Origin of the sequence: Pedobacter sp. WC2423 (assembly GCF_040822065.1) — a bacterium.
GTDB lineage: Bacteria > Bacteroidota > Bacteroidia > Sphingobacteriales > Sphingobacteriaceae > Pedobacter.
The window spans coordinates 5,445,434-5,458,347 of sequence record NZ_CP162005.1; the positions used below are offsets into that span (position 1 = coordinate 5,445,434).

Annotated in this window: 12 protein-coding genes, 1 tRNA gene and 1 pseudogene; 2 read left to right on the forward strand and 12 right to left on the reverse strand. The window is 39.1% G+C overall.

The window, feature by feature from the left end; genetic code table 11:
- Nucleotides 1–79: 79 nt before the first annotated feature.
- From aroC to AB3G38_RS22890, 7 genes are all read right to left on the reverse strand, one after another.
- A complete protein-coding gene (gene aroC / locus AB3G38_RS22860; RefSeq protein ID WP_367866008.1) occupies nt 80–1,171 on the reverse strand; it encodes a chorismate synthase in 1,092 nt (363 codons plus the stop codon).
- Between the two features lie 26 nt (nt 1,172–1,197).
- Nucleotides 1,198–2,460, reverse strand: a complete 1,263-nt coding sequence (gene aroA, locus AB3G38_RS22865) for a 3-phosphoshikimate 1-carboxyvinyltransferase (protein WP_367866009.1) — start codon at nt 2,458–2,460, stop codon at nt 1,198–1,200.
- A 90-nt stretch (nt 2,461–2,550) separates the two neighbouring features.
- Nucleotides 2,551–3,684: a chorismate mutase gene (locus tag AB3G38_RS22870; RefSeq protein WP_367866010.1), complete on the reverse strand. Its 1,134-nt coding sequence runs from the start codon at nt 3,682–3,684 to the stop codon at nt 2,551–2,553.
- 56 nt (nt 3,685–3,740) lie between these two features.
- Nucleotides 3,741–4,574 carry a prephenate dehydratase gene (locus tag AB3G38_RS22875; RefSeq protein WP_367866011.1) on the reverse strand — a complete coding sequence of 278 codons (834 nt, stop codon included), beginning with the start codon at nt 4,572–4,574 and terminating at the stop codon, nt 3,741–3,743.
- Between the two features lie 283 nt (nt 4,575–4,857).
- The gene (locus tag AB3G38_RS22880; RefSeq protein WP_367866012.1) at nt 4,858–5,775 is read right to left on the reverse strand and encodes a sterol desaturase family protein; all 918 of its coding nucleotides are present in this window, start codon (nt 5,773–5,775) and stop codon (nt 4,858–4,860) included.
- On the reverse strand, nt 5,765–6,832 hold the full coding sequence (gene aroB / locus AB3G38_RS22885) for a 3-dehydroquinate synthase (RefSeq protein WP_367866013.1): 1,068 nt from the start codon (nt 6,830–6,832) through the stop codon (nt 5,765–5,767). The genes AB3G38_RS22880 and aroB overlap by 11 nt, the downstream gene beginning before the upstream one ends.
- The gene (locus AB3G38_RS22890; RefSeq protein ID WP_068402357.1) at nt 6,832–7,038 is read right to left on the reverse strand and encodes an RNA-binding S4 domain-containing protein; all 207 of its coding nucleotides are present in this window, start codon (nt 7,036–7,038) and stop codon (nt 6,832–6,834) included. The genes aroB and AB3G38_RS22890 overlap by 1 nt, the downstream gene beginning before the upstream one ends.
- 95 nt (nt 7,039–7,133) lie before the next feature.
- On the opposite strand from AB3G38_RS22890, the gene AB3G38_RS22895 reads away from it, so the two are divergent.
- Nucleotides 7,134–8,318, forward strand: a complete 1,185-nt coding sequence (locus AB3G38_RS22895; protein WP_367866014.1) for a proline dehydrogenase family protein — start codon at nt 7,134–7,136, stop codon at nt 8,316–8,318.
- 358 nt (nt 8,319–8,676) lie between these two features.
- On the opposite strand, the gene AB3G38_RS22900 is transcribed toward AB3G38_RS22895, so the two are convergent.
- From AB3G38_RS22900 to AB3G38_RS22910, 3 genes are all read right to left on the reverse strand, one after another.
- Nucleotides 8,677–10,185 carry a catalase gene (locus tag AB3G38_RS22900; protein WP_367866015.1) on the reverse strand — a complete coding sequence of 503 codons (1,509 nt, stop codon included), beginning with the start codon at nt 10,183–10,185 and terminating at the stop codon, nt 8,677–8,679.
- 115 nt (nt 10,186–10,300) lie between these two features.
- Nucleotides 10,301–10,636, reverse strand: a complete 336-nt coding sequence (locus AB3G38_RS22905; protein WP_367866016.1) for an Mpo1-like protein — start codon at nt 10,634–10,636, stop codon at nt 10,301–10,303.
- Nucleotides 10,637–11,275 (reverse strand): HAD family hydrolase, encoded by a 639-nt coding sequence (locus AB3G38_RS22910; RefSeq protein WP_367866017.1) that lies wholly within the window; start codon nt 11,273–11,275, stop codon nt 10,637–10,639. It abuts the gene before it with no gap.
- A gap of 66 nt (nt 11,276–11,341) precedes the next feature.
- Here AB3G38_RS22910 and AB3G38_RS22915 point away from each other — a divergent pair.
- A tRNA-Ile gene (locus AB3G38_RS22915) sits at nt 11,342–11,415 on the forward strand.
- Here AB3G38_RS22915 and AB3G38_RS22920 read toward each other — a convergent pair.
- The gene (locus AB3G38_RS22920; RefSeq protein ID WP_367868783.1) at nt 11,375–12,214 is read right to left on the reverse strand and encodes a recombinase family protein; all 840 of its coding nucleotides are present in this window, start codon (nt 12,212–12,214) and stop codon (nt 11,375–11,377) included. The two genes, AB3G38_RS22915 and AB3G38_RS22920, sit on opposite strands and share 41 nt — an antisense overlap.
- 30 nt (nt 12,215–12,244) lie before the next feature.
- A pseudogene (locus AB3G38_RS22925) lies at nt 12,245–12,642 on the reverse strand (recombinase family protein); the annotation flags it as partial.
- Nucleotides 12,643–12,914 lie beyond the last annotated feature (272 nt).

The following is a 12,914-nucleotide window of genomic DNA, read 5'->3' on the forward strand; positions in this document are numbered from 1 at the left end:
TTAGTGAAAAATTTAATATAAAAAAAAACGCCCTGTTATTTTTTAGATAACAAGGCGTTCGCACAAACAGGTTTTTAACTTATAACCTGCTCGATTTATTTCTTAATAACTGATCGGCAAGCACTAATGCTGCCATGGCCTCAACGATCACAACTGCTCTTGGAACAACACAAGGATCATGTCTGCCTTTTCCTTTAATCTCTGCGGCTTCACCAGCAGCGTTTACTGTTTGCTGATTATGCATAATGGTCGCTACAGGCTTAAATGCCACTGTAAAGTTGATTTCCATCCCATTAGAGATGCCACCTTGTACGCCACCAGAGAAATTAGTCAATGTTTTTGGTGCATGCGCTCCATCGGTCAGGAAGATATCATTGTGTGCTGATCCCCTCATCTCACTTCCTGAAAATCCTGAGCCGTATTCAAAACCATGTACCGCATTGATACTTAACATGGCTTTGCCCAGATCAGCATGCAGCTTATCAAAAACCGGCTCTCCTAATCCCGGAGGGCAATTATGAATAATACAGCTGATTTTTCCACCAACAGTATCACCATCTTTTCTGACGCTGTCAATAAACTCAATCATCTCATTTGCTGTTGCCGGATCTGCGCAGCGCACAATATTTTCTTCGCGCTGTGCCAGCAATTCAGCAATCGGCAACGCAGCTAAATTGGGCGCATTGATAGTTCCTACAGCAGAAACATGTGCGAAAATACCGACACCGTAATGCTGAAGTAACAACTTGGCAATAGCACCTGCTGCTACCCGTGCAGCCGTTTCCCTTGCAGATGAACGTCCACCTCCACGGTGATCACGGATACCATATTTAGCATCATATGTATAATCCGCGTGCGAAGGACGATAAACAGTCTTATTATGTTCATAATCTTTGGAGCGGTGATCTTCATTCGGAATCAAAAGTGCAATGGGGGTACCCGTACTTTTTCCTTCGAAAATACCCGATAAGATTTGTACCGTATCACTCTCTTTACGCTGTGTAGTTATCTTTGATTGTCCCGGACGGCGTTTATCTAATTCTGACTGGATAAATTCCAGATCAATAGGCAGTCCGGCAGGACAGCCATCTACAATAGCGCCAATAGCCTCGCCATGTGATTCTCCAAAAGTTGAAATCCTGAATAAGTGTCCGAAAGTATTACCTGCCATATTTTTAATTTTTTTTAATTATTCTATCAGGCTAATTCCTGAACCGTGAAACCTGCTTTTTCCAAATGTTTCCAGAAATCAGGATATGACTTCTCTACTACCTGGAAATCTTCAATTTCTACTTCTTTAATCAGCAGACTTAACGGCACAAAGGCCATAGCCATCCGGTGATCATCATAAGTTGAGAAAGTTACCTTTTCCGGGAAGTTTAATCCTTCGCAGTTTAAGGTATATACCTCATTGTCTTCACTTAAAGTAACGCCAATTTTAGCCAGTTCATTCTGTAAAGCCAGAATTCTGTTGGTCTCTTTAATTTTAAGCGTTTCCAGACCAGTAAAAGCAAGGTTTAATCCCTTAGCAGCAGCACAAACAATAATAGTCTGCGCCAGATCAGGACAATCTTTTAAGTTTAGGATAGCTGTGGTTTGTGGTTCGTTCTGACTAGCCTGTAAAGCTATACCATCTGCTGTTCTTTGTGTATTTACACCAAGGCCAATCATGATTTCCTGGATTTTACTATCTCCCTGCAAGCTTTCCTCTTTCAGGTTAGGCAGTTCAATAGCCGCTTGATCAGCTAGTGCAGCAATACTGTACCAGTACGACGCAGCGCTCCAGTCAGGCTCTACAGTGAGCGTTGCCGCCTGGTACTGTTGCGGGCCTATATAAATATGATCGCCTTTCCAGCTATGTGAAACCCCTGCTGAAGCTAATAAAGCCAGCGTCATTTCTACATAAGGTCTGGAAGTTAATCCACCCTCAATATTCAGCGAAAGACCGGCAAGTAATTTTGGCGCAATAATCAGCAAGGCTGATAAATACTGACTGCTTACATTTCCTTTGATAGAAACCTCAGCACGCACATTATTTAAACCTCCGTTGATTGACAAAGGAGGGAAGCCCTCATTTTTGGCATAAGTGATATCAGCACCCAGACTTTTTAAAGCGTCTACTAAGATACCAATCGGGCGTTCCTGCATTCTGGCAGAGCCTGTAAGCAAAAATTGCTGCGGAATTGTAGCCAAATAAGCCGTTAAAAAGCGCATTGCAGTACCGGCGTGGCCAACATCTACTGTTCTTCTTTCTTCAGATTCAGTCGTATTCAGCTCCGTCAAAATTCTGTTCAAAGTCACGGTGTCAGCAGCATCAGAAAGATTATTCACCTTAACTAATCCTTTACTGATTGCAGCAATGATTAATGCCCTGTTGCTCTCACTTTTTGAACCCGTGAGGTTTATCGTCGCCTGGATATCTTTTTGTCCCTTAAAGGAAACAAGTGCATTCTTCTTCATTGGAGCATTTCGTGTTAATATTTTGTATTCAGAATTTTCGGTAGCTTTTCCTAATCTGTGACTAAGAAAAGCCTTTGAAAATTCAGCTGATTAATGTTTTGCCGCAGCAGCTTCAACGATTTCTTCTTCAGTTTTGCCTTCGTTCATGATTGCAGTTTGTTTTCTGATAGACTCAGCATGAACTAATTCTAAGAATTTCTCTGTAAAACCAAGGTCTAATTTAAGGGCTTTAGCAAAAGCAGTCCCTTTTTTAAGGATTTCATCCCAACGGTTAACCTGTAAGATAGTTACTTTGCTGTCTCTTTTGTACTCACCGATTTTTTCAACGATAGCCATACGCTCACTTAATTTCTGAAGCATTACATCATCGATTTTATCAATCTGTTTACGCAGTTCAGCTAATTTATCAGCAAAAGCTTCACTGTTGGATTCTGGATCACGTAAACTTAATTTAGCGATCAGTTCTTCTAAAGCAGCAGGAGTAACCTGTTGTTTGGCATCAGTCCACGCTACAGAAGGGTCGATATGTGACTCAATCATTAATCCTTGCATGTCAAGGTCTAATGCTTTTTGAGAGATGTAAGGAATCAGTTCGCGATTTCCGCAGATATGTGAAGGATCATTAATAATTGGCAATTCAGGGCAAAGTGTTTTCAACTGAATTGCAAGTTCCCACATAGGTTCGTTACGGAAAGAGCTTTTCTCGTAAGAAGAGAAGCCACGGTGGATTGCTCCTAATTTAGTGATACCTGCATTGTTGATACGTTCTAAAGCACCAATCCATAGAGAGATATCAGGGTTTACAGGGTTTTTAATTAATACCGGGATGTCAACACCTTTTAAAGCGTCAGCAATTTCCTGTACCGTGAAAGGATTAGCTGTTGATCTCGCACCAATCCATAAGATATCTACGCCTGCAGCCAGTGCTTCTTCCACATGTTTAGCGTTGGCTACTTCTACAGCTGTTGGTAATCCAGTTTCAGCTTTAGCTTTTTTCAACCATTCCAGACCGATACTTCCAATTCCTTCAAATTCTCCCGGACGGGTACGTGGTTTCCAGATTCCAGCTCTTAGTACAGATACTTTACCAGTTGCAGCTAATAAATGTGCAGTAGATAACAATTGATCTTCAGTTTCTGCACTACATGGTCCAGAGATGATAAGCGGCTCGTTTTTGATGTTAATCCAGCTCGATAATGGCTGAATGTTTAAGTTTAATTTCATGATGAGGGGGATTTAATCTGTTGTGGTATGTGTTAAATATTTTAAATACTGATTTGTTAAACGATATCGTTTTTTAGATATTCGCCCATTATATTAAAGTTTACTGTGTATTTCAGTGCTTTACGGATAGCGATGTCATATTTTTCGCTTTCTGTCCATTCCATATCGACATAGAAATAATACTCATTTCTTTTACCTAAAACAGGCATAGACTGGATCTTGCTTAAATTCACATTTTGCTCTGCGAAGATGTTCAGCACTTTTGAGAGTGCACCTACATGGTTACCAACCTGGAAACAGATGGAGGATTTATTAATTTCAGTCAAATCTTCAGTTTTATCGTTTTGAAGGATCAGGAAACGGGTGTAATTCTTTTTATTGGATTCAATTCTTCTTTCTATAATATTCAGGCCATAAAGCTCGGCAGCCAGTGTGTTTGCAATCGCGACAGTATCAGTTAATTGCTCGTCTCTGATCTTTTTTGCACAAGCGGCTGTATCTACGCTTTCCACTACTTTAAGGTGTGGAAATTCGTCAAAGAAATCAATGCACTGACGAATAGCAATAGGGTGGGAGGTTACATATTTTACGTCTTCCAGTTTCACACCCGGCAGTGCCATTAAGTGCAATTGTATAGGAAGGTAAACTTCTCCGGTTACTGCAAAATTATATTCTCTGATCAGTGTGTAGTTTGGTAAAAGGCTACCGGCGATAGAGTTTTCAATAGCCATCACTACATAGTCAGCTTCCCGTGCCTCAAGCACTTCGCATGTTTGTTTAAAGGAATTGCATTCGATAGTTTTAATGTCATTACCAAAGAATTTGAAAGCAGCTTCTTCATGAAAGGAGGCTTTAATACCTTGTATTGCTACTCTTGTTACTTTTTTCATCTATATGATCTCCTGCGTTAATTTTTGCTTTAAACAAAAAAAGTCCCGGCAGGATGCCGGGACTTTTCATATACAATTTATGTTGATTTTTTTGATTGCATATCAGTCCCGGCTCTTACTAAAATAGTAGAAGTAGCTAAACCAATATGTAGTGATGTTTCTCATTTTTTTTCTTTGGTGGCTTCTGGAAACAGAACCCTGTATTTTTAATCTTTGTTTTTTCAAATGTAGCAACAAAATTTAATTTGTCAAATTTAATTTAAAAAAAATTATTTATGGTGGTTTAATGAGGTTGAACCGGCAATTTTCTGCGTTGCTCAGCTTCTTTGAACTCTTGTTGCATCACTTTTGCAACTTGAGTACTGCCATCGTGGCTCCATCCCGGAGGATTAAACACATAGCCCAGTTTATTTTTAAAACCCGGAGCACGTTTCACATCTGCCGTCATGGCTTTGAATTCATGAAAAACAGTATTCACCAATCCTGTGTCCTCTGGTTGGTGAGTTAAACCATAAACAATTTCATCTTCAGGTAGTTCTTCCTGGAAAGTACCAAACATCCTGTCCCAGATAATTAACACCATACCCATATTTTTATCCAGATAGCGGATATTGCTGGCATGATGTACCCTGTGGTGAGATGGGGTAACCAGCAAATATTCTATGATCGGATGTAATTTTCCAATTGCCTGTGTATGCACCAGATTTCCATACAATTGCGTAGCCAGGTAGGCAAAAAGGATGTCTATTGCGGAGAAACCCATAAATGCAAGTGGCAAATAAAAAAATACCCGGTATAGCGGCTCAAAAACCGTAGACCGGAATCCTGTAGTCAGGTTAAACAGGGGTGAGGAATGATGTGTCACATGCATTGCCCAGAAAAACCTGATATAATGACCTGAAGTATGTAATATCCAATACAGCAGGTCTTGTGTAAATACCAGTACGATCCAGTAAACAAAAATATTTTTGATTTCGAACAGGCGGAACTGATAACAGTAATTCAATAAAAAGAACGTAGCGGTTTTAGTCGATATATTGATTAAAAAGGCCAGGCCCATCAGGTATACGTTTGTCCACGTATCTCTTTTGGCATATAACTTTCTGTCGTGCATGTAACTGATGTACATTTCCACAATGGAAATGACAATCAGCAGGCCGAACAACAGGGAAAGTGTTATATTTCTAGGATCATTTAGCATAAGTTAAATTGTAATATTCCAAACTTCCGACGATGTCGCTTTCTGAAACTCTACAGTTGTAAGTACATTTTCCAATGCTTTGCAATAACGAAAACAGCACATTTCCATGTTCATTTTTCTTATCGCTCTGCATGAATACAGAAAGTTGGGCGAACGATTTTTCTTTAATTTTATAAGCAGGGTATACTTTGGAAATATACTGACGTATTTCTTCCAGCTCTTCTGCGGTAAGGGTACTGTTTTTATGAGAAAGATAAGCTTCACATATCATTCCGATAGCAATTGCTTCTCCATGAGTCAATGGCTTTTTATCTTTGCTCAAAGAATAACTCTCTACAGCATGACCGATGGTATGACCAAAGTTTAAGATCTTACGTAAGCCCTTTTCGTGCGGATCAGCGGTTACCACCTCATTTTTAATCTCTACCGAACGGTGTATAGCCGCTGTTGTTATGTTTTTATAGTCAGAAGCCTTCAACTGATGATAGTATTCCTTATCCACAATTAATCCGTGTTTAATCATTTCCGCGAATCCTGAAAGCAATTCCCTTTGTGGTACTGTTTTCAAAAATTCTGCTTCAATAAATACGGCTTGTGGTAAACTGAAAGTACCGACCATGTTTTTTACATTATCGATGTCAATACCAGTTTTCCCGCCCACAGAAGCGTCAACCTGCGAAAGCAACGTTGTAGGGATATTGATGAAATCTACCCCGCGTTTGTATGTAGAAGCTACAAAACCACCCATATCCGTAATCACACCGCCACCAAGGTTAATAACCAGGCATTTGCGGTCTGCGCCAAAATCAAGTAAAGTTTTCCAGATACCAATACAAAAATCGATGTTTTTGTTCTCTTCTCCCGGATCAGTCTCAATCAGGTCAAATCCGCTAAAATCATCCAGCATCTCTCTGAACACAGGCAAACAAAGCTCTGCCGTATTGCGGTCTGCGAAAACAAATATATTGCTGTACTTTCCGTTTTCAATGATTTCTGCTAAGGGCGCTAACCTGGTATCAAAATATATATGGTGACCAGCACTTTCCAGTTTATTCATTATACTATTTTAATTTGGTTACCCATAAAATCAACAACATCACCGATACGTACTTTTAAACGTTTGCGGTAATCTACATTGCCGTTATACTTCACCAGACCATCTTCTACTACTGTTTGCGCTTCGCCGCCACTTTGAACAAGTCCGGTAGCTTTTAACAAAGAAATAAGGGGAATAAATTCGCCTTCTAATTTAAATTCTATCATTGTACTGCAAATTTACAATTATTTATAAAGGGTTTTGCAAATGATAGTCCCGGAATTTATATTTTTGCGTCCGTTTGACTAATACATCAATCCAAATGCAAGTATCCCCAGGGAAAAAACTAAATTTTGACAATACGGAGATAGCTTTTCGTAATAAATCAAAATCAGAACTAAACAGCGCATACTGGTTATTCAAAATAATGAGTAGCAATTTTTTGACCCAGGTGGGCCCGCCTGTGACAAATTTATTTTTAAACATCGGTTTACCGGTTCAGGGCATTATCAAATCTACCATCTTCAAACAGTTTTGCGGTGGAGAGACCATTGCAGAGTGTGAGCGCACTATCGGTCTGCTGGCTGATGGAAAAGTAGGTACAATCTTAGATTATTCTGTAGAGGGAGAAGAAGAGGAGCACGTATTTGATTTTACCTGTGCAGAGATCATCAGAACAATCGACCGGGCTGCGGGAGACAAACGTGTACCAATTACTGTTTTTAAAGTAACAGGTATCGGGCGTTTCGCCTTACTGGAAAAATTAGATGCTAAAGCTGAGCTATCAATTGAAGAGAAAGCGGAGTTTGAAAAAGTAAAAAATCGTTGTGAGCGAATTTGCAGAACAGCATTTGAAAAAAATGTACCTGTCATGATTGATGCAGAAGAAACCTGGATTCAGGACACGATCGATGCATTAGCTTTAGATATGATGATCCTGTTTAATAAAGAGAAGCTGATCGTTTACAATACTTATCAATTATATCGTCATGATAAGCTTGCACATTTAAAAGCGGATCACCTGGTTGCTAAAGAAGCAGGATTTATTTTAGGTGCTAAAATTGTTCGTGGTGCTTATATGGAAAAAGAGCGTAAAAGAGCAGCCGAAAGAGGTTACCCTTCTCCGATTCAGCCAGATAAGGAAACCACAGACCGGGATTATAACGCAGCTATTACTTACTGCGCAGCCCATGTAGAGCAGATTGGTGTAGTTTGTGGTACGCATAATGAAGCTAGTAGCAAATTATTGGCAGAGTTGCTGGATACCAATCAAATTAGTCATAGTCACCCACATGTTTATTTCGCACAGTTATTAGGAATGAGCGATAACCTGAGTTTCAATTTATCTGATGCAGGATATAATGTAGCTAAATATGTACCTTACGGGCCAGTTAAAGCTGTTATGCCATATTTATTCAGACGTGCACAAGAGAATACCTCTGTTGCCGGACAAACGAGCAGAGAGCTTGGCCTGATTGCGAGAGAAAAGCAAAGAAGAAACGGGTAATTTCCTGAAATTGTTAATGAAAACCGTCTTATATTGATTTATAGGGCGGTTTTTGCTGTTTACAGGTTTTGTTTGATTGTATTTAAAGAAGGTTTAAACAAGGTTACTGGCTGGGTACTGTTGCAGTTTGATACGTACTTCAAACGGGGTTGATACGGGTCAACGCGTTTCAACCCCGTATCAACCCCGCTTAAAATCCGTCTGAATGTCAAGCTAAGTATAGTGTTAAACGCTGGTATTAGTAGTGTTTATGGGGTGTTAATACGAACTCTTTAAACGCTAAAAACCCCTGCTCACGTGAAGTAAACAGGGGTTTGGAAAAAGAACTAATTGGTGTGTTTTGGGTATAAATTTTAGCTTAATGCTTTTGTTGTTGCATCGCTTGACTGGCGTCAATGCCTAATCCGCCTGCAATCGCCATCCCTAAGCCTATATCGGCTCTGAACCAATGGCAAAGTTGCAGGTTGATGATCTGATCTCTTCTGCGGCCGCTAATGCCGCTCATTGCACCAACAATATTGCTGATTAAATTTTTACGGTCGGCATCACTCATTACTTTGCGGTACAGATCGCCTGGCTGAGTATAATGGTCATGATCACCAGGGCCTTCGTTTCTGTCAAACCAGTCGGCCACGTTAGATTCTAATTCCCATGCTGGTTCTTTATAACTTTCATCAGGAATTACATCGCCAAAGCTATTTGGATAGTAATTAGGTTCCTCATTTCCGTTGTCATCTACACGCATCTGTCCGTCACGGTGATAATTATTAACCATGAAAGGGCATGCATTTACAGGGATTTGTTCATAGTTTACGCCTAAACGATGACGATGTGCATCTGCATAAGATAATATACGGCCCTGTAACATCTTATCAGGAGAGAAACCAATTCCGTCAACCAGATTAGAAGGGGCGAAAGCTGCCTGTTCCACATGTGCGAAATAGTTTCTTGGAATTTGATTTAATTCAATTTCACCTACTTCTATCAATGGAAATTCACCATGTGGCCATACTTTAGAAAGATCGAATGGATTCCATCTGAAGGTTTTTGCCTCTTCTTCTGTCATCACCTGAATTTTCATCGTCCATTTTGGGAATTCTTTGTTGTCGATTGCTTCTACTAAATCACGTTGCGAGTGATCCATATCCTGTGTACGCATCGCATCCGCTTCAGGACCTGTAAAGTTTTTAATTCCCTGTTGTGTTTTAAAATGGAATTTAACCCATACGCGCTCATTATCAGCATTGATCATTGAATAAGTATGGCTACCAAATCCATCCATATGGCGATAAGAGAACGGTGTACCTCTGTCAGACATCAGGATCATTACCTGGTGAAGGCTTTCAGGGTTCAATGACCAGAAATCCCACATCATTGTCGGGCTTTTCAGGTTAGTTCTTGGTTCGCGTTTCTGCGTATGAATAAAGTCACTGAATTTCTTCGGGTCTTTGATAAAGAAAACAGGCGTATTGTTGCCTACTAAATCCCAGTTACCGTCTTCTGTATAAAATTTAAGTGCAAAGCCACGAGGGTCTCTTTCAGAGTCGGCACTTCCTTTTTCGCCACCTACAGTAGAGAAACGTAAAAACATCTTACAGGTATTGCCAATCTGATTGAAAATCTTTGCTTTTGTATACTTTGATATATCATGGGTGATCGTCAACGTACCATATGCACCTGTTCCTTTGGCATGTACCACTCTTTCGGGGATACGTTCCCGGTTAAAGTGGGCCATTTTTTCATGTAAGACAAAGTCTTGTAGTAATAAAGGACCTCTTCTGCCTACAGACTGACTATTTTCATGTTCAGCATAAGGTCTGCCGGATGCAGTAGTTAGTTTACGTGTTGGTTTATTCGTTTCTTCCATGATTATTTCGTTTGAATGGCTAAAAGTAGCTCGTATTCTTACGGTATCCCAACACCTAATTTCTATAGTTATATAGAGGTTATCTATTAAGGTTTATAAGTATTATCAATATCAGCTATTTAACTTTGAAGGGCTGTCTGCCCATCATCAAGTCACCGAATAATAAAAAATCACTTGCGAGGCTAAACAATGGATATTTGAAGGTGGCAGGTTTGTTTTTCTCAAAAAAGAAGTGTCCTGCCCACGCAAAACCATAACCGACAACTGGTATTAATGCGAAGAAGACAAAGGCATGGAAAAGCATGGCTGTAATAAAACAGAGTCCAATAAGCGCTGTTCCTATAAAGTGTAGTATCCTGTTTGTGGTATTCTGATGTTCTTGCAGGTAAAATGGGTAAAACTCTTTTAATGTTTTGTATTTATGATCGGGCATTTGTTGATTATTGTTCATCTATATTAATATACCATTACTTTTTAAAAATGCACCGAGGTTTTCTGGTTTTTCTGTCATGAGTAAGGTTTGTAATCCTGCTTTCTTCGCACCTTCCAAATGACCTGGGGTGTCGTCAATAAATAACGTTTCTGCGGGATTAAGATTGTTTTCCTGAATAACTTGTTCAAATATTTCTACGTGCGGCTTGCGAAATTTCATCAGCTGAGAGTAATAGGCTTTCTCAAACAGGTGATCATTGTTGGGTACGTTATGTTCTTTTTGAAGATAATCCATGATGTAGTCGTAATGGATCTGGTTGGTATTGCTCAATAGAAAGGTCCGGTAATTTTTCCTGGCTTCGAGCAGTACTTTATGCGTTTCAGGAAGTACACCGATTAATAAACTGTTCCACGCAGCATCAATTTGCTGATCAGTCAATGCTGGATTTTGTGTTATTTCTCTGATTCCGTCTCTGAATTGGGCAGGAGTGATGGCTCCGGTCTCTAATTCGTTAAATATATTATGATGCCCTGAATGCCCGAAAAAAGTTTCTATATTTGGTATACCTAGTTGTTTAAGAGAGTTTTGTGTGATTCTGAAGTCAATTTCAAAGATGACATTTCCGTAATCGAAGATTATATTCTTAATTTTTTGCATAAAGTATTTTTAAAATTCGATACAAATATGTAACATTGCACTCGCAAAATCTAATAGATTTTACGCGGGCCATTAGCTCAGTTGGTTAGAGTAGAAGACTCATAATCTTTTGGTCGATGGTTCGAGCCCATCATGGCCCACCCTAGTGGGCAAACACGTTTCGACGTCGTTTGCCCACTTTTTTTTGCTGTATAATTTGCTGGAAATCAAGCATATAATTGATACGGCTTCATTAACTCTAGTGGTTCGATGTTGCACTCCGTCGAAGCTCAATTTTTCAGGGAAGATCGAACCAATTATTTCTCTTTTAAGCCCTATTTCGCCGTTTTTGTATAGTAAATCCAGGTTTAAAAGCACATTTACTGCATTTTCAAGTTGATTTTCTATATTGATTTTCGGACTTGATACATCAAACAGTTTAATTTCCAATCTACCTACTTGTTCCTCACATTCAATTTTGACAGTTTTGTAATCGGCACCATCTAAATCCCCTTTTAATAATAATTCCCTCGCAGTTCTAATACGTAATGGCAGTTCATCGGGGGAGAATATTTTAATTCCCTGCTTTTGCTTTCTTCCATCCATGACATCCTGTACCTCTTTATATAATTTTTCAGAGATTAGTGGTTGATGTAGTCCAGTTGCAAGCTGGCTTTCTTCATCTTTATATTTTGGTATAAAGATTTTACCATAATAAACCGGATTACGCATTGTAACTAGAAAATTGTTTTTACAGCATTTTAGTCCATTTGCTTTCGATACTTTCCAAATTTGCTCTGTAGAAAACATTCCTGTAGCTATTTTTTCAAAGGCGTGTTTTATTAACGTAGCTTGTGGCTCTTTGGGGACAATCATCTTTTTTCCACCTTCAGTAGTTATATTTTTATAACCAATTGGTGCTGATGCCATCCAGCGCCCTTCTTTTCTAGCTTTACGCATTCCCCTTATAACGTTCAAGGCTCTTCTGTCGTTCTCAACTTCGGAAGTAGACAAATAAATTGCCAACATTAATTTATTCTCAGGAATGGATAAATCTAAAGGTTGTTCGATTGCTTGTGGCTCAATTCCCAAGCCTCTTAGAATACTTATCATATTATAAGCATCGCCCGCATTTCTACTAAATCTACCCCACTTTGTAAATAGAACAAGGTCAGTTAGTCTTCCTTTGTTTTTTCTTAGATCTGCAAGCAGTATTCCCCAGGCAGGGCGAAGGATTTTGCCGAATAATCTTCATATATGACCTTTCTAATAGTAATATTATTAAATTCACAATATCTTCTTAAACGTTCTTCCTGATCTCTCTGAGAATATCCTTTTTCAGCTTGTTCGTCTGTACTAACTCTTATGTATAAATCTGCTATTTTCATGGCTTAAGCACTTGATTGAGCCATAATTTAGCTGATTTTTTGTAGAAATCCAAGACTTTTTTTGCTTCGTCGAGTGTGATAATTGTACCATGCTTTTTTAAAATCTTAGCAACTTTTTCAGTGTTAAATACGAATTTTCATTTTCCATAATGGCTCTCCTTTGAAACCAATTATCATGAAAACCTATATGTTTTTCTGACAACTACCTAGCAAGTTGTCAATACTTATTTTTTGCGACTTAATTATAGTTCTTTAAATTTGAAGAATACTTA

Excerpts from the sequence above, each read along its gene's own strand:
- aroC (WP_367866008.1), bottom strand. The coding sequence starts at position 1,171 with ATGGCAGGTAATACTTTCGGACACTTATTCAGGATTTCAACTTTTGGA.
- AB3G38_RS22880 (WP_367866012.1), bottom strand. The coding sequence starts at position 5,775 with ATGCTAAATGATCCTAGAAATATAACACTTTCCCTGTTGTTCGGCCTG.
- aroA (WP_367866009.1), bottom strand. The coding sequence starts at position 2,460 with ATGAAGAAGAATGCACTTGTTTCCTTTAAGGGACAAAAAGATATCCAG.
- AB3G38_RS22890 (WP_068402357.1), bottom strand. The coding sequence starts at position 7,038 with ATGATAGAATTTAAATTAGAAGGCGAATTTATTCCCCTTATTTCTTTG.
- AB3G38_RS22870 (WP_367866010.1), bottom strand. The coding sequence starts at position 3,684 with ATGAAATTAAACTTAAACATTCAGCCATTATCGAGCTGGATTAACATC.
- aroB (WP_367866013.1), bottom strand. The coding sequence starts at position 6,832 with ATGAATAAACTGGAAAGTGCTGGTCACCATATATATTTTGATACCAGG.
- AB3G38_RS22920 (WP_367868783.1), bottom strand. The coding sequence starts at position 12,214 with ATGCGTAAAGCTAGAAAAGAAGGGCGCTGGATGGCATCAGCACCAATT.
- AB3G38_RS22910 (WP_367866017.1), bottom strand. The coding sequence starts at position 11,275 with ATGCAAAAAATTAAGAATATAATCTTCGATTACGGAAATGTCATCTTT.
- AB3G38_RS22905 (WP_367866016.1), bottom strand. The coding sequence starts at position 10,636 with ATGAACAATAATCAACAAATGCCCGATCATAAATACAAAACATTAAAA.
- AB3G38_RS22895 (WP_367866014.1), top strand. The coding sequence starts at position 7,134 with ATGCAAGTATCCCCAGGGAAAAAACTAAATTTTGACAATACGGAGATA.
- AB3G38_RS22875 (WP_367866011.1), bottom strand. The coding sequence starts at position 4,574 with ATGAAAAAAGTAACAAGAGTAGCAATACAAGGTATTAAAGCCTCCTTT.
- AB3G38_RS22900 (WP_367866015.1), bottom strand. The coding sequence starts at position 10,185 with ATGGAAGAAACGAATAAACCAACACGTAAACTAACTACTGCATCCGGC.